At 41.9% G+C, this 23,926-nt stretch carries 21 protein-coding genes; all 21 read right to left on the bottom strand.

The features are described 5' to 3' along the window. Position 1: 1 nt before the first annotated feature. Entirely contained in the window at positions 2 to 1,234 is a 1,233-nt protein-coding gene (locus WG905_RS11835) for an efflux RND transporter periplasmic adaptor subunit (RefSeq protein WP_339591932.1), read from the bottom strand. Continuing rightward, a complete protein-coding gene (locus tag WG905_RS11830; protein ID WP_339591931.1) occupies positions 1,234 to 5,610 on the bottom strand; it encodes a CusA/CzcA family heavy metal efflux RND transporter in 4,377 nt (1,458 codons plus the stop codon). Before WG905_RS11830 ends, WG905_RS11835 begins: the two co-directional genes overlap by 1 nt. Positions 5,611 to 5,670: 60 nt before the next feature. Then, positions 5,671 to 5,973, bottom strand: a complete 303-nt coding sequence (locus WG905_RS19535) for a DUF6660 family protein (protein WP_431844516.1) — start codon at positions 5,971 to 5,973, stop codon at positions 5,671 to 5,673. Positions 5,974 to 6,951: 978 nt separating this feature from the next. Continuing rightward, on the bottom strand, positions 6,952 to 7,179 hold the full coding sequence (locus tag WG905_RS19530; RefSeq protein ID WP_431844515.1) for a putative phage abortive infection protein: 228 nt from the start codon (positions 7,177 to 7,179) through the stop codon (positions 6,952 to 6,954). Between the two features lie 29 nt (positions 7,180 to 7,208). Next, a complete protein-coding gene (locus WG905_RS11825; protein ID WP_339591930.1) occupies positions 7,209 to 7,568 on the bottom strand; it encodes a hypothetical protein in 360 nt (119 codons plus the stop codon). 136 nt (positions 7,569 to 7,704) lie between these two features. Continuing rightward, the gene (locus WG905_RS11820) at positions 7,705 to 9,150 is read right to left on the bottom strand and encodes an SEFIR domain-containing protein (protein ID WP_339591929.1); all 1,446 of its coding nucleotides are present in this window, start codon (positions 9,148 to 9,150) and stop codon (positions 7,705 to 7,707) included. A 207-nt stretch (positions 9,151 to 9,357) separates the two neighbouring features. Continuing rightward, a complete protein-coding gene (locus WG905_RS11815; RefSeq protein WP_339591928.1) occupies positions 9,358 to 10,401 on the bottom strand; it encodes a nucleoid-associated protein in 1,044 nt (347 codons plus the stop codon). Further along, a complete protein-coding gene (locus tag WG905_RS11810; RefSeq protein WP_339591927.1) occupies positions 10,398 to 13,076 on the bottom strand; it encodes a PD-(D/E)XK nuclease domain-containing protein in 2,679 nt (892 codons plus the stop codon). The genes WG905_RS11815 and WG905_RS11810 overlap by 4 nt, the downstream gene beginning before the upstream one ends. Before the next feature lie 258 nt (positions 13,077 to 13,334). After that, on the bottom strand, positions 13,335 to 13,667 hold the full coding sequence (locus WG905_RS11805) for a hypothetical protein (protein ID WP_339591926.1): 333 nt from the start codon (positions 13,665 to 13,667) through the stop codon (positions 13,335 to 13,337). A 108-nt stretch (positions 13,668 to 13,775) separates the two neighbouring features. Then, entirely contained in the window at positions 13,776 to 14,414 is a 639-nt protein-coding gene (locus tag WG905_RS11800) for a hypothetical protein (RefSeq protein ID WP_339591925.1), read from the bottom strand. After that, positions 14,414 to 15,220 carry a DUF4099 domain-containing protein gene (locus WG905_RS11795; RefSeq protein ID WP_339591924.1) on the bottom strand — a complete coding sequence of 269 codons (807 nt, stop codon included), beginning with the start codon at positions 15,218 to 15,220 and terminating at the stop codon, positions 14,414 to 14,416. The genes WG905_RS11800 and WG905_RS11795 overlap by 1 nt, the downstream gene beginning before the upstream one ends. 27 nt (positions 15,221 to 15,247) lie before the next feature. Then, positions 15,248 to 16,498, bottom strand: coding sequence for an ArdC family protein (locus tag WG905_RS11790; RefSeq protein ID WP_339591923.1), 1,251 nt, complete (start codon positions 16,496 to 16,498; stop codon positions 15,248 to 15,250). Further along, positions 16,461 to 16,622, bottom strand: a complete 162-nt coding sequence (locus tag WG905_RS11785) for a hypothetical protein (protein WP_339591922.1) — start codon at positions 16,620 to 16,622, stop codon at positions 16,461 to 16,463. The genes WG905_RS11790 and WG905_RS11785 overlap by 38 nt, the downstream gene beginning before the upstream one ends. Positions 16,623 to 16,657: 35 nt before the next feature. Further along, positions 16,658 to 17,161, bottom strand: a complete 504-nt coding sequence (locus tag WG905_RS11780; protein WP_339591921.1) for a M23 family metallopeptidase — start codon at positions 17,159 to 17,161, stop codon at positions 16,658 to 16,660. Then, positions 17,139 to 17,567, bottom strand: a complete 429-nt coding sequence (locus WG905_RS11775) for a hypothetical protein (RefSeq protein WP_339591920.1) — start codon at positions 17,565 to 17,567, stop codon at positions 17,139 to 17,141. The genes WG905_RS11780 and WG905_RS11775 overlap by 23 nt, the downstream gene beginning before the upstream one ends. A 52-nt stretch (positions 17,568 to 17,619) precedes the next feature. Further along, positions 17,620 to 19,659, bottom strand: a complete 2,040-nt coding sequence (locus tag WG905_RS11770; RefSeq protein ID WP_339591919.1) for a TraM recognition domain-containing protein — start codon at positions 19,657 to 19,659, stop codon at positions 17,620 to 17,622. Between the two features lie 9 nt (positions 19,660 to 19,668). Further along, the gene (gene traN / locus WG905_RS11765; protein WP_339591918.1) at positions 19,669 to 20,511 is read right to left on the bottom strand and encodes a conjugative transposon protein TraN; all 843 of its coding nucleotides are present in this window, start codon (positions 20,509 to 20,511) and stop codon (positions 19,669 to 19,671) included. A gap of 12 nt (positions 20,512 to 20,523) precedes the next feature. After that, the gene (gene traM / locus WG905_RS11760; protein ID WP_339591917.1) at positions 20,524 to 21,744 is read right to left on the bottom strand and encodes a conjugative transposon protein TraM; all 1,221 of its coding nucleotides are present in this window, start codon (positions 21,742 to 21,744) and stop codon (positions 20,524 to 20,526) included. 2 nt (positions 21,745 to 21,746) lie between these two features. Beyond that, positions 21,747 to 22,172: a hypothetical protein gene (locus WG905_RS11755; RefSeq protein ID WP_339591916.1), complete on the bottom strand. Its 426-nt coding sequence runs from the start codon at positions 22,170 to 22,172 to the stop codon at positions 21,747 to 21,749. Continuing rightward, positions 22,150 to 22,770, bottom strand: coding sequence for a conjugative transposon protein TraK (gene traK, locus WG905_RS11750; protein ID WP_339591915.1), 621 nt, complete (start codon positions 22,768 to 22,770; stop codon positions 22,150 to 22,152). The genes WG905_RS11755 and traK overlap by 23 nt, the downstream gene beginning before the upstream one ends. Further along, on the bottom strand, positions 22,770 to 23,921 hold the full coding sequence (locus WG905_RS11745) for a TraJ family protein (RefSeq protein ID WP_339591914.1): 1,152 nt from the start codon (positions 23,919 to 23,921) through the stop codon (positions 22,770 to 22,772). Before WG905_RS11745 ends, traK begins: the two co-directional genes overlap by 1 nt. Between the last annotated feature and the right edge of the window lie 5 nt (positions 23,922 to 23,926).

Genomic DNA, 23,926 nt, shown 5'->3' with positions numbered 1-23,926 from the left:
ATTAGTGATGATCTCCTCCACCTCCGGCGGCCATTGATTGGATATAAAAGGCTCCTTTTGTGATAATTACGGCATCCTTGGGTATTTCCGTTAATGGTTTAATTTCTATATAGCCCAAGTCAGATACCCCTGTTACTACTTCAATCTTTTTAAAACGATAATGTTCGCCAGCTTCCCTTTCACTTTCAGCCTCTTTGTGATGCTGCTCTTTTTCTGGCGTATGATCAATTATAAAAATATAGCTTTTACCTTCGCCATTTATAACTGCTCCTACTGGAACAGCATTAGTTGTTTGGTTCCCTACATTAATAAGCGCAGAGACATACATGCCAGGAATTAGATTTTTATTCGAACTGTTGTCGATTTTTGCGTGAGTGATAACAGCTTTACTTTCATTCTCAAAAGTTTTATTGATGCCATATATAGTGCCTGAAATTTGTTGATTATTTTGGTTCGTTAAAATAAAATCAACCTTTTGCCCCTTCTTTACTTTAAAAAGGTCTTTTTCATAAACAAGCAAGTCACAGTGAATCTGGCTATTGTCAGTGATGGTCATCAGCGGGCTTGATGTGTCCGCATAACTGCCTGTGGTGGTTTGAATATGTCCCACTACACCGTTAATTGGAGCCCGTACAGCTATTTTAGTAACCAGGGAACCCTTGTCTAATGATTCAACGCTGATACCGATTTGCTTAAGCTGACTTTGCAAAGCTTTAAATCTGGATTGCTCGGTGAAGTAATTAGCTTCTGCCTGTTGATATACTTTACCAGTCCCTGCTTTGGCAGCCATTAATTCCTTTTGTCTTTCGTATTCCTTTGTTGCAAAAGAAAGGTTGCTTTTTGATGCAAGGTAATCCTGCTGCACCTGTACAACATCCGGATTTTCCAAAGTAACTAGGGTTTGTCCCTTACGAACATAATTGCCCTCTAAAACAAAGATTTTACTAATTACTCCACCTATTAGCGGATGTACCTGGGCCTTGTTTTGAGGTGGAACTTCCAACTGCCCATTCGCTTTGACCACATCCTTCAAATTTTTTAATTCAATCTTTCCTAACGTAATGCCCACTGCATCCATCTGGGCTTTTGAAAGGGCCAATTCCGGTGCGCCTTCCTCATGTTCTTCTTCGGCCTCGTTAGGGGCGCTACTATTAGTGCATGAAGCGAAAACCACTAATGGGAGTAAAAAAAGTAAGTGGATGCGACTTTTATATCTGTTGATTCCTAAATTCATTATAAGTTTCCTTTTAAATAGTTTTGTTGAACAATTGCATGGTTATACTGGCGTAAAGTTTCTAAATGACCCATACGAATGTTTATGGCCTGCGTTATATTTTGCAAATGCTCTACATATCCGATTTCACCTTTTTCATAGGCAAATTGTGAGATACGGAGCATTTCAGAAGCCTCATTTAAAGCTGAGGATTCGTAAAATTGCAGCGCTTCATATTGCCTTAATATTTCATTAGCTTGTTTGATGTAATCGCTATGTAGCGTGTTTTGAAGATTGACAAGGTTAGCCTCTTCAATTTGTTTTTCAATATTCGCAGCTTTTATCCGGGCCTTTTGCGCCCCACCAATTAATGGAATTCCTATACCTAATTGTAGGCCTGCGATCCGTGTACCCGGAAAATAATCCCGGTTAATATTTGCAGGATTGAACCCTTTGATTAAAAATTGATGCGAATAACCAATCGTAATGTCCGGCAGAAGCTTTCTTCGTTCAAGCAAAATACGATCATTTGTTAAATCAATTTGTTGCTGTTGCTGCAATAAGAATGGATTAGCCGTTAAAGAGTCTATTAGTGACGACGGCTGCACTATTGCTTTTAATTCTTCAATGGCGACTATTTTTTCGCTCGTACCGGTAAGCTTTTGTATTTCGGCTTGATTAATTAAAAGTGCTGAATTTGCCTGCCGCTGCTGCATCCTGATTTCTTTTTGTCGGGTCTGCGCAGCAAGCTTTTCCAAATAAGATGTTTCTCCTGCCTTATATCTCAGTTCGGCCTGTTGGTCAAAATTGCTATAAATGCTATCTAAAGATTTTAATAAAAGAATCTTTTTCTGACTATAAGCAAGTTCATAATAGGCAAGGCTGATATCTCTTATCAAGGTAATTTTGGAAACACCGTAAGTTCGCTCTGCGAGTTTTCGTTGCCCTGAAAGCACATGTGAATTAGCGGAATATACGGAAGGAAAAGCAAAAGTTTGAGTCACTCCTAAACTATTTTCGTTACTTCCACCTGCTGTTGGGTCCTGAGCTAAGTTAAATTGAGTTTTATCAGCATCAAAGGCCGTTTTTTGTAATGCCTGCGCCTGATCGATAGCCAGATTTCCTCCTTTTAAACCAGGATTATTTGCAAGTCCCATTTCAATGGTTTGCTGTAACGTTTTTGGCGTTTGACCAAATAAGCTAGTTGCTGCAAGACTAAAGAAACAAACCAATAGAAAGATTGATAATTTGCCTGGCTTGATATTCATATTTAATTTCCTTTCTTTTTTTTCAAACACCAATACATATAAGGCTGGAAGTATCACCAAAGTAAGCAGGGTTGCAGTAATCAATCCGCCAATAACTACAGTTGCTAGGGGCTTTTGAACCTCTGCTCCTGCTGAATTCGAAATCGCCATGGGCAGAAAACCCAGGGAGGCAACCGCTGCTGTCATGATAACTGGCCGGAGCCTAACATAAGTACCTTTTCTAACTCTTTCGTAAATATCACTTATCCCTTCAGCTTTTAACTGATTAAAGTAACCGATTAAAACGATTCCGTTTAATACGGCAACACCAAATAAGGCGATAAAGCCAACGCCTGCCGAGATACTAAATGGCATTCCCCTAAGGTTTAAGGCAAGTATGCCGCCAATAGCAGATAAGGGAATAGCCGTAAATACGATTAATGTTTCCTTTAGGGAGCGAAAAGTGAAATACAGCAGGGCTAAAATAAGTAGAAGTGCCGCCGGTACAGCAATGGCAAGTCTGTCCTTCGCCTGATTTAAATTCTCAAATTGGCCTCCATAAGTAGTGTAATATCCCGATGGCAACTTCAATTGACTTTGAATTCTTTGCTCTATTTCTTCAACAACGCTTTCGACATCCCTTCCCCTTACATTGAATCCAACATAAATTCTCCTTCGGCCATCTTCATGAGAGATCTGCGCAGGAGCATCCTTGATCTCTATTTTTGCAACCTGGCTTAGCGGAACCTGATTACCTGAAGGGATAGAAATGAACAAATTCTCAATGTTCTTTATATCCTGACGGAGATCTCGCTGAAGCCTTACAACTAATTCAAAGCGTTGATCTCCTTCAAAAACAACGCCCGCTACATTGCCTGCAAACGCAGTTTGTAGTACCAAATTGATATCTTCAATTGAAAGGCCGTATTGGGCAATCATATCCCTGTTATAAGTAACAAGAATTTGTGGTAAGCCGTTAACTTTTTCGACTATAGGCTCACTTACCCCATCAACTCCTTTTATTAATCCGGCAATTTCACCAGCTTTTTCAGAAAGGACTTCAATATCATCACCAAAAACTTTAATAGCCACGTCCTGCCTTATTCCAGTCATTAACTCATTAAAGCGCATTTGCATGGGTTGGGTTACTTCGACATTAATCCCTGGAATAATGGCTAACGCATCCTCGATTTTTTCAGAAATTTCTGCCCGGTTTTTTCCACTTGTCCATTCCTCTACAGGTTTCATCGAAAGCATCATATCTCCCCGTTCCATGGGCATCGGATCTGTGGGGATTTCTGCACTACCAATTCGTGTGACAGCCTGTTTTATCTCCGGAAACTTTTCTTTTAAAATTTTTTCTGCCTTACTAAAGGTTTCAATGGCTTCACTTAAAGAGGTACCCTGTATCATGCTAATTTCAACAGCTAAATCACCTTCTTCCAGGGTTGGGATAAACTCTCCACCCATAGTGCTAAAAATCCAAATGCTAACCGCTAAGATCCCTATGGAGATCAAGACGACAGTGCGCTTCATTTTTAATGTCGCCTCCAGTACGGGCTGATAAATCCGGTGGAAGAAATCCATAATCCTGTCTGAGAAATTGCTTTTATGCTGGGTTTTCTTACTTAAGAATAAAGCACTGGCCATAGGCACATAGGTAAGGGAAAGTATAAAAGCGCCAAGTATAGCGAACGCTACGGTCTGTGCCATAGGTATAAAAGTTTTACCTTCAATACCCACCAATGTAAATAAGGGGAGATAGACGATCAGGATAATAATTTCTCCAAAGGCGGCACTGGTCCTGATTTTTGAAGAAGCAGTATACACTTCCTCGTCCATTTGATTCTGGTTGAGCTTCTTTATTCCCTTAATATGAGAATTACCTGTGGTGATACGATGAACAATACTCTCCACAATAATTACAGCACCATCTACAATTAACCCGAAATCAATCGCCCCGAGGCTCATTAGATTTCCTGATACGCCAAACAGGCGCATCATGGCTAGCGCAAATAACATGCTTAAAGGAATTACTGACGCGACAACAAGCCCAGCGCGTAGATTTCCCAAAAGTAAAACCAGAATAAATACGACAATTAACCCGCCCTCAATCAAGTTAGTCTTTACCGTTCCCATCGCGCGGCCAACAAGTTCAGTACGATCAATAAAAGGTTCAATCACTACTCCTTCAGGCAATGACTTCTGAATTTGCGTCATTCGCTCTTTAACATTATTGATCACTTCGTTGAAGTTTTCACCTTTAAGCATTAAAGTGATTCCCGCTACCACTTCTCCCTCGCCGTTTCTTGTCACCGCTCCATAACGGGTAGCACTCCCAAATTGAACTTTAGCAACATCACGGATTAGTACAGGAATACCATTGGTATTTGTAATGACAATTTTCTCTATATCGGTAAGGGTTTTTACCTGCCCTAATCCCCTGATAAAATACGCGCTGTTCTGTTGCTCTATATAAGAACCACCAGTGTTTGCGTTGTTTTTTTTCAGCGCATTAAAAATATCCGTAACGGACAATTTAAAAGCGTTCAGTTTATCATTGTCAACAGCAACTTCGTACTGTTTTACATAGCCGCCCCAGGCACTTACCTCGGCAAGACCTTTAGTACTTGTAAGTTGTCTGCGAATGATCCAGTCCTGTATAGTTCGTAAATCGGTAGCAGTAAATTTGTCTTCATACCCCGGCTTGGTATGAACAACGTAATGATAAATTTCTCCAAGACCAGTACTTATCGGCCCTAAAGCAGTTTCTCCCATCCCTTCAGGAATTTGCGACTCTACTTCCTTAAGGCGCTCCGAAACTTGCTGCCTTGCCCAGTAGATGTCTGTACCATCTGTAAAGACAACGGTAATTACAGATATTCCAGATCGTGAAATAGAGCGTTGTTCCACCACATTGGCAATATTACTTAATGATTGTTCAATTGGAGTTGTAATAATCTGCTCAACCTCCTGAGCCCCAAGATTAGGCGCTTGCGTAATTACCTGCACCTGGTTATTTGTAATATCCGGAACAGCATCAATAGGCAGTTTAACGGCTGAATATATCCCCACAATAACTAGAAGCAATACACCCACGCCGATAACTATCTTATTCCGAATAGAATAAAGAATAATTTTATCTAACATAAATTTTGAATAAAGTAAACAAGAAGATGGCTTGCAATGGCAAGCACGTAATGTGTTTACTTAAGCCCTAGGCGGTTGGAGGAAAGAATGTTTAGATGCCTGGAAGTGTTTATCCAAATAAAAGAAAGGAGTTTTGACAACATGTTTGGTAACCGGCTGAACAACTATGCGAGCAGAGTTTGTGAAACCCACACAACAAGCACATGAACAAAATGGAGAGCATTGATCTCCACAAAATTCCACATGTATATCATAGGAGGTTATTGCCAAATTTTCATTCTGTGAAAATCTATATTCATCAGCACACGCCACGCTGGTAAGCAGCATTACGTACATTGATAAGATAAGTGTAAAGATTTTCATATTGCAAAGATAATAACGTTGACAAACCTACGATACTTTTACATGCAATCCAATTGCAATATTTAGCAACAACATATGGGCAGACCCCTAATAGTTAAAAAGGCATGTTATACACCCCGGTGTCCGGGAAGGCATGAACTGGAAGAGGCCACACTGCTGTATCTGAGATAAACCAGCATTATGAATTTCATTTCTTTTTCTTTATCCCATAATATAATTTGTAACCACATAGGCGATTCGCCTATACAATACTTTTGGGTACTCCTTTCTTTGCTTGAATAATACTAGCCAGATCTCCTCCTCCTAGGCCAAGTACAAATCTTGATAGATTACGAAGAAGAATTTAGAGAAACTTTGAGGGAGGCTGCCTAAACTGGGCAATTGTTTGAAGAATCAATTTCAACTACAGTTTACAAATAATTAACGATTTCACCTTTAAGGTTTGTTAAAATCCCTCCCCTCTTGAAATCATTTTAACGAACTTGCGTCTCTTTCCGCTGCCAATGTTGAAAACCGCAACCATAGTTTGTGAGTCTTCTAGGCTGGCCGTCCTATATGGGACAAAAATCTTCACTTCTGACTTACAGAGGCAATTTAATCGCTTTTTTTGAAACTGCAAAATTTTGCTCCGTTACGTATTTGTTACGGTTTATTGGAGAAATCAAGTTGTAAGTAAAAGGCTGAACGGTTAGTATTATATATGCCATCATCAATAAGCAACTCATAAATCGTCATGCTATTTCATTTTATTTACTATAAATCAGCCTTGGCTCGGTAAGTTCAACTTTCAACTACTAGTCTCTTTTCCCATTCATATTTAAACTTGTCATAGTAGTTTTTAGGATTAATTTCAGCAATAAAATTCGTGGGAAGAATTTTAATAAATTTATAATTGGTTTTATAACTGTTTTCCCATTCTTTACCAATTGATGAAGAATAAATAAAAAAGATGGACAGCTCATATTGGGTTAATTGAGCTCAAAGTGTTTTTACATATTCATATTTTTGTTTAGGTGTCAAAAAAGAACTTTTATCGATAAATTTAACCGTCTGAAATAGATGTCTATAATAATGTCCTAATCGAACTTGATGCCCTGCGAAATAAACGAGTTTTCCGTTATACTTCGCCTTTTTAGAATAAACGCTGTTAATAATTGATTGCACAAATTTCTCACCGTAATTCTTAAGAATTTCTTTAACAGTCATTTGTGATTGCAGGCTGACGCCATTAAATATTAGCGAATAAGCACAATACTTACTTTTTCTTTGTCACCTTCCGCTATTGATGATTCATTCGCAACAAGTGGCTTTAGGATCGCATAGATTTTGTTAAATTGTCTGTGTATTTCAATAAACCCCGCCGCCCCTCTAACGTACGTGTCCGTTTCCCCTGGAACTCTGTGTTCCATTGAAGAAACATTTTCTCGGTGATAACGTATTAATTCAATGAATTTTGTCTCTAATTGCTGTGATTCAAAGCTTCTTTTTTGTGCAATGATGGTTTCATATAACAAGAAAAATCCAGCCAGGGAAAATAAGGGACCAATTAGCCCACCCACCAGACTTCCATATTTACTTGGTAAATCAGCATCCAATACTCCACTGCCATCATTGTAATGAGGATTTAAGGAGAATGTAATGATTAAGCCCAGTCCTAATAAAGCTAAAATAAGAACTATCTATATAACGAAAGACAATTGTTTAAATGATTGCTATATAAGTTTATGTCAACTATAAGAAAAGATCACGTGATAACGGTGTAGGATCGCCCCAACTTTGACTTGGCGGCCTGACTTTAAACAGCTCCATAACCTGGAACTCTCTTGTATGTGTTCCGAAGTCGGTATGAACCGAAACGGTCACAACAGTACCAAATATTTGGCTAATGGAATGAGCCATTACTTTGACATCTATTGAATCGGTTTTTGCTGTTGCATTTGGAAACAGTTTTGAAGAAACACTTCCGCTAATGACATAATATCCATCCTGAACAGTTTCATAATAAGATTTTGTGATAAGTTCCTGTTTGATTTTAATTTCATAAGCAAATCCTTCAATAGATTTGCCAAAAATGTTCTTGAATCCAAATACAACTTTGAATTCAATTTCCCTATATAGGCCACCCGTGCTGCCCGAGTTATCCATTTTCACAGAGGGGTTTTCGATACTAATTACTTTTGTTGGATCAATAGCTTTAAAATCATCAATCTGAACACTTTCAAGATTCGGTTTTTCAGCAGCAACCTCAGAAAAAACATATTTGTCTTTTCCAGACAGTTTATGGTATAATGCTTCGAGCCCATTAGGAAGTGAAAGGTCTATGATGTCTCGTCCCTGTAAACCAAATGGAATAATATCTTCAAAACGCCCCTGAAAACTAACCAGAATATATTTTTTTGGATTTTTTGAAATATCGGATAACAGCAACTGGTATTCTTCTCCAACACCACCAGTAAAAGTCTCTGCCTTTTTTTTGTATCCTTCGGAGAGTACAACAATTATCTTTTGGTGGTTCAACATCGCAACATGCATCATCTTAACGAAATTGGTAGCAGTTTCCTGTTGGCTAATCATTTTGTCAATTTTTGCATCATAACCCTTCTTACGAAGGTGTTCAGTAAATTCTAAAACCTTTTGTTCGTGTTCTTCATTATCCCAACTGTAGGAAATAAACGCATCATCCATATTTATAATTGTTTTTAAGGTGTGGTCATTTGAAACGGTTTCTGACTTCACTTGATCCATATCCAAATTTACTACTTTATTCAGTAGACTTTGGGACTCTCTTTTTTCATCAACCCATTCATTTATCAGGTCAACGTAGACTTTGTGTCGTTTGTGCTTCTCCAATAGAGGTAAGACCACATATTTAATGTGTCTTAAAAACACCTTGTGTCCATTAGGATTTGTTTCAATAATTTTATTATAGTGATGATTCAAAAGCAGCTCAACATCATAGGGTGGATTGGTTTTGTAGATCATATTGGCAAACAACCTGTCATAATCTCCGACAACGGTATCACGTTTGATTGTGTGGTTGCTATATGATCGCTCACCATAATCATTGCGTTTGGGTATGCCAAATGTCGCCACATGTTGCTTTGGGCCAAGGTGTTTTAACTGAAAATAATTGTCCGGTTGATGCGCTTCCGGAGCTATATCATAAAAGTCGTTCATTAAACGTTCATTGAAATTGATGATAGTTTTAAGTTTTAATAAAGATAGGCAAAGGAAACATGTTGTGCCAAGTCCCTTGGGCAAGGTTGAAAAAACAAAGCCGGATTATCGTCGAACCTAATTTAAATATAGCCATTTTAGAAAGCCGTTAACTTCTGCATCAAATCAGCCTAATTAGTTGCTGTATAATTTCACACTTATTCACATCTAAACCTCTTCGGTATAATATATTTTATAAAATTTCCTTCCATCATTTTCAACACCTTTCTCAATCAAATCCTTACTGCCGTGAATATAAATGTCAAAGTTCTTATCAAGCTTTAAAATCTTTTTGAAAACTCTAGCCTGCTTTTTAACTGCATGGGAAGATATTTCAAAATTATCAGATAACTCCATTTCACTGGCACTTCTGAATTGTTCATCATAGCTCCTAAATGATTTTATCATTTCTGGATGAGTGAAAACCTCATTTTCAAAAGTTTCCTTGTCAAAAGTTTCATGTGTTTTAAAGTAATCTACAGAGCGGTTCAGTAAATCGATCTGATCAGCTTTACTTACCTCAAATTCTTCTGCAAGTTGTTTAGTAACATAATCTTTAGTGATTGATAGAAAGCTTTTAGTCTGGTGATAGTTATCAGAACTTGGCCTGATGCTTAAAAAATCTTCTTTCCAATACTGTGTATCATTTGCCTTATTTGAATCAATTATAAAGACCTGAAATCCTGTTTCCATTTCAGCATTAAATATTATGCAACCTTTATCCAACTTACCAATATTTACCCCATTTTCATGCTTTATTCTGAAATTGCTGTTAGTCGTCGGCTCAAATTTTAGAAACACATCTTTAACTTCGGATTTGAATAAGCCAATGGCATTGCCACTAACCCCATTTAAAACACAATTATTTAGCAAGCAAACGCTTAATTCGCCACCGCTTACTTTCGGGTGTGTAGATGCTTCGTAAAGATGCTTTGCAATTTCAATTGAGTTTTGCTGAAATTGACTAGGATCATCAAAAATCCTTTTGCTAAATGTGTAAATAGCATTTAAACCTAGCTCAGTAGGGTTATGAAAATTAAATGTTTCATTCCCGGTAAAGGGGGACAAAAAATATTTCAACAATAGGGCTTTGGTATCTCCATTATCAATATAGACTTCATCTGAGGAAATCTTTATACCCTCATCTCTCAGTTTATTTCCAACTTGGTGTGTTGAAATTTTTGGTAATTCTACACTTGTAAAATCTATCATTCTATAATATTAAATTGTTTAAGCTTTTCTAATTTGATTCGTTCAATTTCCTTCATCAATTCTTTTTTAAGATGGTCAACATTACTTAGCTCTTTGACTTTGTTCGACATAAATAGATTTGGCTCGGATTTGAACACACCGTCCTTTTCCGGTTTGTTCCTAATAGCATCGGAAAAATTAAATTTCACGCTGTAATATCCGTTTTTTATATTTAGATAATCGAACTTATAGGTAACGTAAATCTCTTCAAGCAATAATATTTTCTTAAAATCCGCATCTGAAATCTCATTTAATCCGGCAAGGTTTCTGCCACTGAAGTAAGTAATCAGGTCTTTATCTTTCTTATCCTTGAATGCTTCGGGAACTTCCTCTCTATCATCGAAAGTGAATTTGATTGACTTAATTTCTGGCTCCCTGAATATTGACGAAGTGGACATATCGGTATAACTTAAAAGAAAATTCACTCGATCTGTGTTATTCTGAAAACTTGTAAACATCACCCGTACTGTTTCTTCCTGGATAAAATCAGCCTGTTTAAGTTCAGATTCAAGACTTTTCATTATGCGGTTTGCAATAAGCTTATCTTCTTTCGATACAGTATTGATTCTGTTGATGATTATTTTATCATCCTCTTTGGTGCAAACTATTTCGATCCGGCCCCAAACGGTATTTACAGAAATCTGGCTGGTTGGATCTTTTCTTTCAGTCCGCACATCCAATATAAACTCATTGTTGTTTTTCGGATTGGCTTTAAATACTGGTTGTGATAACAGTTTTGTATTAAGATTTTCAGTTACGTTGTCCAGATTTGGATTGATTTTTTTAAAGACATTTTCCAGGGTGTCATTTTCCTTAATCTGAAAAATCTCATTGGTAGTGTTAAGCGGTCTGTCTTTAACGTCGATAAGCGATTTAAAATTTTCCAGCTCTTTAGGACTAAAAAGAAGAGTGGACATCAGATCAACCAATTTATTCCGATCAGCTCCTTTGACGAAAATACCCTTTTTTGCTAGGAATATTTTCATATCAGTCGCCGTGATTGCATCTGTCTTTAAAAATGGTTTTATAATATCACCATAAGGTAGGATGTTTATAAAAGCTTCATTTAAATGTTTAGGTTTAGCATTTTCATTACCTTCATCATAGGATTCATTTTTTACCAATCCGGCACTCGGATGACTAATGCTGTCTAATGCTTCTGCATCTATCCTGTTATATTGCCGAATCTTTATTTTATCTTCTAATATCTCATCATTAAATGAACGAATGACCTCTACTGCCAAATTCTTATGTTTCACTTCATAATAATCAGGGAAATAAATCAGATATTCATTACCCAACCCACTGGTAAGCCGTATGGTAAGCCAAATGAGCTTCCTGAGTGTTTCTGATTCAAATGGATCGGAGCAAAAAATTAAAATGCTAATCTTAGATGCACTTTCCTTTATAATAGGGATCACTGCACTGTTGATATATTGAGCAGGAAGCTTAGTACCCCGTTTACCTATATGCCCAGGATTTTGATTTGCTTCGGTGATTGGATAGAGAAATTTGACTGTGAGGTCGTCTCTATAGTTTTTTGCAGAAACTAAGGTGCTGATCAAGAAATTAGCCTTGTTGTTATCTACAAGATAATAATTCACATCATCTTGCAATAATTCCTTTTTATAATTTTCCTTTGCATGATGAATAAAATCAGTTTGCAATTCAGAATTGTCTGTAGTTAGCCAAAACAAGACATTGTGATATTCTGAATTCGCATTTCGGGCAACAGGTATTTTTTTCTGTTGTTTTAAATCATTAAATACGGCATCGGAACCATATAAGTATTTAGTTACCTCTGCTTTTGAAGTGTTAGGATATTCAAGGTCGTGAATGGAGGTAACCAAAATAACATCATCAACACCTTCTTTTAGCTTACTCTCAAAGTCACCAAAAAAATCTACTTCATAAGTATCGTTCTGCTCGGTACGCTGATTGTAAACATCCACCGACAAATTTTCATTAAAGTTTGTCCAGCCTATAAGTTCAATGATTTTCTTTGCAATCCTATGATTTAAAGGGACTATCTCATTTTGCTCAGGTGCTGCTAAAATTGCCAGAGGATTAGTATCGATCTGTTTCTCGATAGCACTTATCCATTCCAGTAACGACTTATCAAAATCGCCCCTGGTTATTTCAGTCCCCATAATGGAACTTGTACCTAAGTGTAACGTTAGGGACTTTACCAGAATCTCTCTTACTTTTGAAGAAATTTTGGGCTTCCCCTTTTTTTCGTAGTAAGAGTCAATTTTAGCAGAGGCTTCATTGATAAGACTATCTGTATCAAGGCTTTTAAAACCGACAATCTTGACTTTGTCTATACTTTCGGCATCTAATAGTTTTTGATCTGGATGACCAACAACGATCAATTCATGTTCTGTTGCATCAGATGTTGTAGTAATAAGTTCCTCGCACCACTTTTTAGCAGCGGAATACCGTATAATATTTTCAGAAGACTTAACCTGGCAAACTTTTATTACGTCTTCACGGTATTTCCATTTTATATCAACTTTTTCCGATCCATCTAAAGGCTCTAAGGTCACAGATGTCCATTCATTATCTTTTTCTAATGCGTCCAGAACACAAATTATTGTTTGAATCAGATATCCTCTGATTCCAGCGTTACCTCCCATAATGTTAAATTACATATCGGACTAATATAATTTCTTTTTATGACATAAACGTACTAATTACACCATCCAATAGTTTAATCATACAAGACCGGTCCGGCCAACTAAAGTGTAATAAAAAATCATAGTTGATATCTATGGTAATCAAAGGCATTTCCGGGCCTTTGGGATGAGCCAAGACATCTTTAGTGGAACACTGAAAGATGTACAATCCATTCATTATCATTAGTCTTGCCAAATACGATACCCTTCTCTATATCCTTAATTACCTTCTTTGGATTTTCTCCATGTCTTTTTGCGCAGGTAATCGTTAAGCAGATCATCAATGTAGTGTTCAAGGTTTATGAGTATAGAAAACGCCTCCATGTATTCGTCTTTGGGATAGTTTATCAGGCAGGGCCTTGGTATATGTCTGTGCCTGCTATGTGAGTTCCTGTCCCTTCTACTGTCGCCCAGGTGATAGGTCACACCACCGGGGCTATCGCTTTTAGCAATTCCCGCAGGTTTGCCTTCGATGTACAGGTTGACAGTGAAAGCCTGTGTTTTTTCACTAAAGGACTCGTAATACTTGATGTCTTTTAGTTTAATGTTCATCGTAATTTTTGTTGTTTTTTGTTTGTTATATTGATTTGTCCGGCCTAAATTTTGCGCATAGCAAAGCACCCTGGTCTGTCAGAACCAGGGTGCTGCTTGATAATTGAGCTAATGGGTGTTTACAAAAAACTCGTGATATGAACCAAAATCGCCTTTCGGTTTATGCGTACGGATATTACTGCGCAAGGCAACCGTTTTCTCAAATCGGTGCAGGGAAAAGACAGCAGCGGGAATACTGAATTTATGCCTGCGGTAACTGATCAACACCACGTCATCTTCGACTTTGAAAGCGGCATCTTTCCCGGCCAGCCACAATGCAACCTTACAATCTGTCACCCGGCCGGTAAGGCCTGCATCAAAAAGCGTATGCATTTTGGCGTTGGCAAAGCTTTCTGTAAGAAAACTCACTTGGCTAGCAGAGGCCAGCAGGCCCAAAGCTGCAAAGGCCACATTGCCGGGAATCCTTAGCCACTCCGGCCTGAGCTGACAGAAGCAAAGAATATCTGCGGCGGAGTTGCTTAAATACAAATGCCTGACCTGCGCAGGAAATCCCTCATTCACGAGCCATATACCCGAAGTTACAGAAACCAGGTGCATGCCAGGTGACCAGTATTCTCTTGCCGATTCCTCCCGATGATCTCGGTAAGGAAACTGAAAAACTTCATCCTGAATTCGTATCCACTTCCAAAAAAAGTCCTTTACAATGGGATTAAGCCTTAGCGGGCCCGGATCGGTTAAAGGAAACATCAGCGGGATGCAGTGCGACCGTACCCCCTACTCTGCTGTGAGTTTCTTGAATAATCGATATCCTCACCAACGGTCATCTCCGTTTCTCTTTTAGGCTTGCCTACCATACTATCAGCCAGAGCCTGGTTATACCCTTTGGTATATCCTTCCTTTTGAACATCCTTATGGCCGGCAAGGTTACGGACGCCGCGGAAAAGCAAGTAAGAGATGCCTCCGTCCAACAGTACGGAGACAATCAGTCTTTTGGTATCTGATCTGATCCCCTTACTATCAGTTGCGCTATGTTGAATACGGGTACCGTCACCCAGTTCTACCAGTTCTCCGCTCTGGAATACTTTTTTTTGCTTTTCCGATAACGTTTCCCCGTTAACTTTTACAGGCACTTCGACCTGATCGGGATGATAAGCTACAAATTCCCTTGTCTGCTCGTCAAATTCGATGATAAGCTGCGCAAGTTTTTTGTCGGCCTGTTCATACACTTTCTTTACCGATTGCAGTTTGCCTGCCTGGAGTTCCTTGGCTTCTTCCTCGCTGAGCAAAGGATGCGGTTTAACTTCTTTATAAATCGGGTGCAGGTTTAGTGCGACGGTGCCGTCTTCATTGCGGCTGAGGGAAAGTTTGGCATCGAGTTGCCGGATTGAAAACCCATCCATTTTTAAATGAACCATGCTGCGCATATCCGTTCTTCGCCCCGCTAGCAGTGCATCAAGGTCTTCACTGCTCAAATTCATTTGGCCGTCCTGGTACAGGCCGAGCTTTTCGAGTTCTTTTACTGGCAACTCGTTTTCCTTAATCAATGTTTCCATAATTAACAGGTTGTAAGTCGTAATTCTTTAGCGTCTGATGCCGTAAGCGGCCACGGTTTCTGTTTCCTGGGAAACGGGTATCTGTGTTTCGGCAGCTATGCTCTGTTGCTCCGGGTGGTGTTTGGCATGGAGCAGGGAACCGTATAGCACGTCATTTTTGGAGAGGACAAAGTTTTGACCGGTGCCCAGATCTTCCATACGTAGCCGGCCTTGTTTTAAATGGCCCTGCACTTTGTACACAGTATTGTTATAGGCTATTTCATCTCCTGTTGACAGGTATTTGGATCCTGTAACATATGTCGGGGGCTCAGCTTCGGCTACAGGCTGCACCGCCGCCTTGATCTCCCTTTTTTGTTCCAGTCCGGTGAGGTAATTGAATATCTTTTCGGCATCGGCGGCAGCGGCATGGATTTCAAACGGCGTATCCTGCAAAACCTTGATCCAGCTGTCCACGTAAGCCGTATGCTGGCCCGGATCATGGCCGATCCGCAATTCCTGTCCGATCAGCATCGAAGCGATCTCAGCACGCAGTTCCTCCCGAGCGTAGGCCTCAGTACCGAATTTGTTCATGATACTACGGTCCAGCCGATCCTTATGCCCGGTCCAGTGCCCCAATTCATGCAGCAGGGTAGCGTAATATTTATCCGGCGCATCAAACTGTTCTTTAAGGGGCATGGTGATCTTATCACCCGATGGACTGTAAAAGGCGCGGTCCCCGACCAGGTGCTTAATGTCAGCGCCGGAGCCTGCAATCAGTTTTTCTGCCCGGTCTACCGGGTCCCAGCCCAGTGCCTTGATATCCTGATTTTGCAAAGCCGGGACACCATTTACCTGTGCAGCATTGAACACCCAGGCGGTGGTAATTATGGGGTGGTTCAGTTTTACAGAAACCTTAACAGGTTTGCCTTCCTCGTTCATTACCGGCTTACCGCTTTCATCCCGTTTGGCTACCAGATCGGTGGTCTTGACGAACTGGATCAGCGAAGCCTTTTCGCCTTTTTTGACTTGCCAGTCGTTGGCCGATGCCTGGTTAAAAGTCATCCACCGTGGGTCTTCATAGCCGTTGAGCAATAAAGAAAAGGTATTGATGCCTTTATAACGGTTTCCGGTAACGGCATTATAAGGGAGTTCGAAAGCCGGCAGGCTATCGCTGTTCCAAGGTTTTTGCCAGGGAGCTGTTCCTGCTTTAAGCTGTTCAATGAGTTTTTCGGCGACCTGTACGTGCAGGGCCTTTACTTTATCATTCGCCATGATCTGCCTCCTCCTGAAGGTAGTCATCTTCGGGCAGTGCATCAGCGTAATCCACCCCGTAAACGGCTGCTTCTGTGGCAGTGAGGCCGATGGCCTGGCCGGCTGCAAGCGTATTTAATTTATCTTCCAGTGATCTTGAATGTGGTTCCATAAATAAAATAATTAATTGATAGGTGACGGTGGCCGCTATGGCAATAGCAGCGACCTTAAAAAATGAAGCGGATTGATGAACTTGTCCTTGAACCGGATGCTGAAATGCAGGTGTTCACCGGTAACCCTGCCAGTTGCCCCGGTAATACCTATCGGCTCTCCTGCTGTTACCGGCTGGCCTGACGCGACAAGGATTTGTGAAAGATGGCCGTAAATACTTTGAAATTCGCCGTGCGTTATACGGATGTAGTTGCCCAGCTTGAAATTGAATCCAGTGTCGCTTATCGTACCGTCCATAATACTGAAAACAGGATCGCAGCTGGCGGCAAGGTCAACACCCTTGTGCAGATCAGGCTGCCTGGTAATGGGATGAATTCTCTTACCGAACGATGAATTGACACGTAACTGCGGTAAAGGCAGGCTAACATTCATCCTATGTTGCCCCAGGGTATTGATGGAAAGCAGCAGCAGGGACAAAATATACGCACCGTTAAAATGCCGGTTCATCAACCGGAGTTTAGCGGCTACTACCCGCTGCATGCTGTTGTGCCTGGTTTTCTTGCCTGTCCAGGCGGAGACTATTCTTTAAGGTTACCGTACTATATTCCAGTGTCCTTTCATTAGTGGCTGCCAGTTCCATTGCCTCTCGAAGTAAGTTTACCGAGTCCTTTTCCTGAAGTAGGGTAATTTCCATCAGCGTTTTAAAGTCCGGCGTATTCATTTCCTTAATATGGGTGAGTATATCCTCATATAGTTCATTGTTGGGTTTTAATACCAGTAATGCATCGGAGGAATACAGGCCAAGCGGGCTGCTCCCAAAGCCTACATAAATTTCGTCCTTTGCCAGGTCTGCACTGGTAATGACCCCTAACTGTCCCTGGCGCTGCACGGGATCACTAGTTAATTTAGGGTGTACCATAACCAGGTTGCCAGTTAATTCTTCCATAATGTTAAATTTTAGGTGAAAAAATAAATTGTCTTTTCTTGAGGGATTTCGCTTACTTTTTGAAGGTCTGCTTCATCATCCCGTTAGGCTGGAGTGTGGCAGCGGATGGCTGCGCGTGTCTAAACAGTTTTACCAGCTGCTGCACTTCCAGATTGATCCGATGAAAGTTCTGTCGAAGGATTTCCTCCTTTTTGCCTTGGAAATCGTAATAAACAGGAAGGGGCCGGAAGCCTTGTTCTTCTTTTTTGATGGCCTCCATATCCAGGTTGATCCGGCAGTTCACCGCCGAGGGCTCAAATTTCCCGGTATAATCGGTTACAGCCTCCGCGGCAAGTATACCGACCATTTCTCCGGCCCTTAGCGCAGCGATCTTTCCGGCAGGTATCAGTGGTTCAAGTTTTTCGCTTAGGGATACCGACGTTTTGTTCCGGTCGATGCTCAGGCTCTCGCTTTCCTGTTTTACTTTTCCAAAAAGCCTTTCCAACCAGTCGAGGGTTTCCTTGTTACGGACCGAACCGGCAAGTACATTGCCCACTACTGAGGTGATAGTGGCGGCGGTATCCTTACCATATTGCTGCCGGAACTGAGGTAGCTCCTGTAAACCCAGGATGACGCCGACACGGTTTGACCGGGCCACGGCAATCAGGTTTTCAATCTTGTGAATATAGAGCGTCGGCACTTCATCAATGATCAGTACCGATGGCAGGTTGCCCTTGCGGTTCATCAGTTTGGTGATGCGGTTGAGCACAATCGAATAACAGGCGGAATTGATATTTTGGGTGTTGGGGTCATTGGCCAGTACCAGGATACCGGGGCTGTCCTTATCTGAGATTTTCAGATTGAAATCGTCTCCACTGAATACCCAAAAGGTTTCTTTAGTAGCCAGCCGGCTGATAAATATTTTCAGCGTACCTACCTGTCCTTCCAGCTGATCAAAGGCTTTGGCCTGGTAAGCGCTCCGGAATGGTGAAAGCAGCGAAGCCAATTCAGGTTCTGAAAAAAGGGTACTAAAGATTTCCTCGTAAGAACAATTCAAGAACGAAAGGACGTGCGGAAAGCTGGAATACTTCCCGTTTTCGTATTTACTGAAAAAGTAAATGCAGGCTGCTAAAAAGTTAATCGCGGACTGGGTAAAAAACTGATCGCTGCCGCCGGACTTATCGCCCTTTTTTAATGCCTCAACCAGACCTTCTGCACTTTCAGAAGCTTCTGCCAGCGTTTCCATGTAATCGCTGCGCCAGGGATTAATCCGTCGGCTTTTCTCCACCTGGTTTAGGTTGACCACATGAAAACGGTGTTCCTTGCACTGGCCATGCTGTTTAGCCACCAGGTAGTGGTAATAGGTGATCTGGCCCAGATCAGGATACTTGTAATCATAAACACAAGCGCAAAATCCTTTGGCAATCAGTTGGCGGATGGCCGGATTAATTAACCCAAAAGTTTTGCCCGAACCGGGTACGCCAATATTGAGCACGGCACGGTAAATATTCGTTATATTAAGCCAGCCGTCCCGTACCTTGCCTTTATAGTAAAACTGCATTGGAATGTTTACCGAGCTGGGTGTATCAATTCTTTTTGTTGCCTGCATAAAGGATTCACCCTCTACATTCCATTTGTCCTTGCCCAGCCTGGAACTGATCATTTTAGATACGTTGTCCATTGCGACATGGATCAGAAGGGTTCCAAGAATGGCACTGAAAACGTAAGCCAGGTCATACCAGCCGGCCCCCATCCAGACCGAAGGCTGTTGCCTGCCCTGGAACCAGATACCGGTAAAGAAGATTAATAGTCCGGCACATAGCGGATAAACGATCTGGTTTTTGGGATTGAGGTCCTTCTTTTTTCGGCTGAGCGTACCTACGGAAACCAGGCAAATCAGCAGCAGGGTGAATAGTTTGCTATAAAGGAGCTGGTTATAAAATGGTATCCTGGCTAGTTTGACAGCAAATAAGCGCAGGCTGTATTTGTCCGTATAATCCTGGGCCATCAGCATTTCGGCATAGAAAAACAGGAAAATTTCAATCAGGACGGACAAATAGATACCAAATTGCAGGAACCGGTGCAGGCTCTGCTGTTCTTTAGTTTCTTCCATACTGGATATTTAAAGGCTATCAGCTTTTAATATATCGCCATATTTAAGTTGCAGGATCAGCACCCTTCCGGAGATCTGTTTTTCGGTCAGTTCGATGTTCAGTACCTTATTGCCGGGAAAGGTGGCCTTTTTCAGTACATAGATATTGCGGTATTGCTTTTTGAAGGACCTGTTCGGATAGATCTGCCAGACCGGCTTAATTTCAACGGATTGCACATTGGTCGCTTTGTTGATCTTTTTATCTTCTATTTTAAAGCGCTGTTCATCGATAAGGTAAGGCAGGTTGCTGTGGTTAAAATAGGTGATGTCCAGAAAAATGTGATCTCCTGCTGTATATACATGGTTTAGACTGACCTGCAAATTAAAAGCTTTAGCCTTGCGCAAATTCTTACCGGCCGGTTTACGTAAGATCCGCATGGCAAGATCCTGCATTTCTTTGGACGTAAGGGAAATGCCTGGAACATCCAGCGGTCGGATATGTTCGGGCAGGATATTGACCTGCGAAGGATTGGTGAATGACTGGCCGTTCATATACCGCAGGTTATATTGAGCAATAAAACTTTCCCCGACAATGGTCACAATACCTGCTCCGCTGCCTGATCCTTGAAAGTGACCAACGGAATCGGGCAGAACCTTTAAACGCAGCACATTTTTCAAGGGCAGATCTCCTGCAATGGCATGAGTGGATATATCCACATACTGGATGGGTTCTGGTGAAATAAAATGCAAGGAAATATCCCGGCTGACTATAACATCGGGCAGGTCTTTCCGATATATTCCTGCCGGGCCTTGCGCATAAAGTGCTTGGGCCAACCATAAGAAGGCCATAAAAAAAACAATTGATTTCTTCATAATGTATACGGGTTAATACTTGTTCTGATTGTTTTTGAGTTCTTCGGGATCAATGAGATAGACCTGGGTATTGTACTTCAATTTCGCCTTGTTACTGCGGATCAGCTTGCTTACGGCTGTAGTGGTTGACTGGAACATCTTTTGAAGCATACTCATGACCAGCTGATTATTATTTTCGGCCTGCTGCTGAATGGTCATGCCCTGGCTGGCATCGCTACCAAGACCTTTAGAAAGTTCCCTGAAGGCGGATGCGGGCACATAAAGCCCCGGCAAGCCGTCATTGTCATAAATTTCAAGTCGGACGGGCAGGATATAATTATGCTGAAAAATGGAACTGACCGAAAGGTTGACCCGCTGGCCGCTAAAGCCGGTGATCTGGGCATACAGGTAAGTGCCCTTCTTAACAAGGAAACGGCCTGCGCTCATATCATCCAACAAACGGATACGCAGACGCGAACCGGCATATCCGGTGACGTCCTGGTCTACGATGGCGCGGATAAAACTGTCCTCACGATCTGCTGAAATGGTATTGAAAAGTGCGGCGGTGGCAGAAGTTTTAGAAACGCTGAGTTTTTTATGGCTCTTTAGTTCCTGTTCGGCCAGGGCCAATGCTTTTTCCCTGACCTGTTCCGCTTTGTAGTCAGGGTCATTGGCCTTGCCCATACTGTCTATCAGAGCCATTTGTTCCCTAAAGATCTTCATCGGATCAGTGTGTCCGCTGTTGCCCGACGAACCTGAAGCGTTACCGGCGTATGGTTGCTGCTTTAATTTGGAAAGTGCGGTTGCCAGATCGCGGTCTGGATCGTAATTGCTTGCGGGTCGTGGTTTAGGGCCGGCATCTGGAAATGTAGGATGCAGCCTGCGTGGTTCTGCGGCCGTGGCGTCATACTTCCGTTTCAGTTGCCGGTCGATGGAATCCAACATGCGCTTTTCCACCTGGTTGTACAGGTCAGGCACTTTATGCATACTTGCTTGTTCTTCGCCGATTTCACCTACCGCTGTATACCCATCCGCATCTTTGTACTGCTTCCGGTAGGCGTCAAGTTTATCTTCCAGGCCCTTATTTTTAACGTTTTCGGAAACGTCTGCCACATCTTCCTGTAGCGTATTCCCTTCTTGCTGTAGAGGTGCCTCCTTGCCAAAACTGCTTTTCCATGCGTAAAAGAACAGGCATAAAAAAGGCAGCAGGATCAGCGGCAGCATGTAACGTGGTTGCTTGAAATTGATCTTCATAATTATTCAGTTGATTTAGCATTAAGCTCGTGATGGATGATTTCCAGCTGCCGGATCGCATTTTTGACTAGTAGGCTGTCGATCGCGGTCAGGCTGTCCTTGTGCAGCACCGTATTGATCTGGTTTTGCAGGTCGAGTACTTTTTTTAGGGCCTGCCCGGCGCCAATGATCTGGCCGAAACCCTGGGTTACATCAGCGCTGGAACTGGAAAGGGATGGCAGCGGTTCAGCTTTTTGCACTCTCATGACCGTAAAGGCAAGTACGCCCGAAAGCAGGATGCTGGCCAGCATCAGGATAAAAATCTGCCAGGGATACTTGGCGCTAGCGCGCTTCCAGAGCGCACTCAGGCGAAAAAAATAAGTCGAGAACTCTTTCCTGAGTTCCTGAAAAAGATCAGGGCGGGGTTTAAAATGAGTTTTTCTGTACATTTTCAAGGTCTTTGTTTGCCAATGTTTTCCAGCGGGTAATGAGCACCGCATGGGGATTGTTATCAGACCTGATTTCCAGGTCTTTCAGAAAGCCTTCGGTCACCAGGGAGCGAATGATGGTGGAGCTCCGGCGGTCTATCTTCTGCCGGCCGTAATAGCGGAAATACTTGCGCCCCTCATCAATCAAAATGGAATCGGTTTGTAAGGTCAGCACCGCGCTGGAAGAAAGGATCGAATTAAAAAATCCTTTTTCTTTGAGGTTATTATATTGAAGCGCTCCGCTTTCATCGACCAGGTACATAGCCCTTTTCATCTGGTATTCGATGTATTTGTCATCAGGTGTCAGCGAAAAAAACAGGCTATGAAACAGGTTAACGTGTGAACGGTATTCAGCAGCCCGGTTCATTTGCAGGTTCGTTTGGCTGGCCAGCAGCGGTACGCTGTTCGCATCCAGGACGTACACACTTTTGCGTGCATCGGCAACCTGCCGGTAGGCGAAAAAGGAAACGATCAAGACAATAACGACCGCCGCAATAAAACTGCTTGCGGATAAAAAAGTGGCAAGGCGAACTTTGGCCTCTATGTTTTTGATAATCATTATTTCATCATTTTGGTAAACATCCTGGACATATTGGAAGCGCCTCGGCCCATTGTTGAAGCAGCAGAGCTAATACCGGAAGTGGACACTATCCAGGTGCTGATGCTCGGAACGGTCAGCATGGTTAGTCCACCGATCAGAAAGGTTACGATTACGATACCAAAAGAGAGCAGGCCATTCCCGGCGAACCAGCCCAGTTTTTCGAGGCTTTCGCCGGAGGCACCGACCAGCTCCCTATAGCGGCTGATCTCTGCTTCCATTGCATAATGCTGGAATAGTGAGGCCACGTAAAGAACCAGGAAACTGATGCCCGTATACAGATTAACCGCAATGAACCGGGCGATCCATGTACTGAAACTGTCACGAAATGCCGGCAGGATGCTGATAGCAACCGAGAATGGCCCCAGGATAATTAATATCGTTGAAAAAAGGATCTGGATAATAAAGATGATGTACACACAGGTACGCAGTATCCACAGGGCCAGAGTTTCCAAAATAGAGCTTGCCAGCAGCTGCAGGCCGACCTGCATGCGGTTACGCAGCTCCACTATCGGGTTCCAGACTTCGGAAAACCCCTCCTTGACCGTCGACTTAACCGATTCCCAGGCATTTTCGTACCAGGTATCCGCTTCCTGTTTGGCCGTCTCGGTCTGCGCCTGTACGGTAAGCAACTGGTCGGCGACCTGTACCATGAGCTGAGCGCGTTCCAGGCGCAGGTTATTGACCTGGATCTGGCTGTCGTTAAACATGAGCTCGGTCTTGTTTGCGATCAGGTCGGTCGGATAGGCAACTACCCTGGTAAAGGTAGACCACCAGAGAATGACCATGACCAGGCCGAACGGTCTTAGGAGCGGCATGATCTCCATTTTTTTATCCCCCGACATCATCTCATAGGATTTAATAGCAAAAAAAATGAGCATGAATATGGCTGATAGCGCCTGAGCATCGGCTATAAAGGCATCGTAGTGTGTCCAGATGGTACTTTTCATCGCCTTTAAAAAGTGCATCATACCTTCCTCGTATACCCCGTTGCCCTGCAAAAAGTTAAAGGTCTTTTTAAAGGAATCCGGGACGTCTCCAGTTCCTGATTGCATAAAGAGCACGTTCTCTAAACCGGCGGTGCCGGTAAGTAAATTGTTTATGTTCATCATGTGAT

Origin of the sequence: Pedobacter immunditicola, assembly GCF_037482985.1 — a bacterium.
Classification (GTDB): domain Bacteria; phylum Bacteroidota; class Bacteroidia; order Sphingobacteriales; family Sphingobacteriaceae; genus Pedobacter; species Pedobacter immunditicola.
The sequence above is the reverse complement of the archived record's forward strand: the minus strand, read 5'-3'. Positions and strand labels throughout refer to the sequence as shown.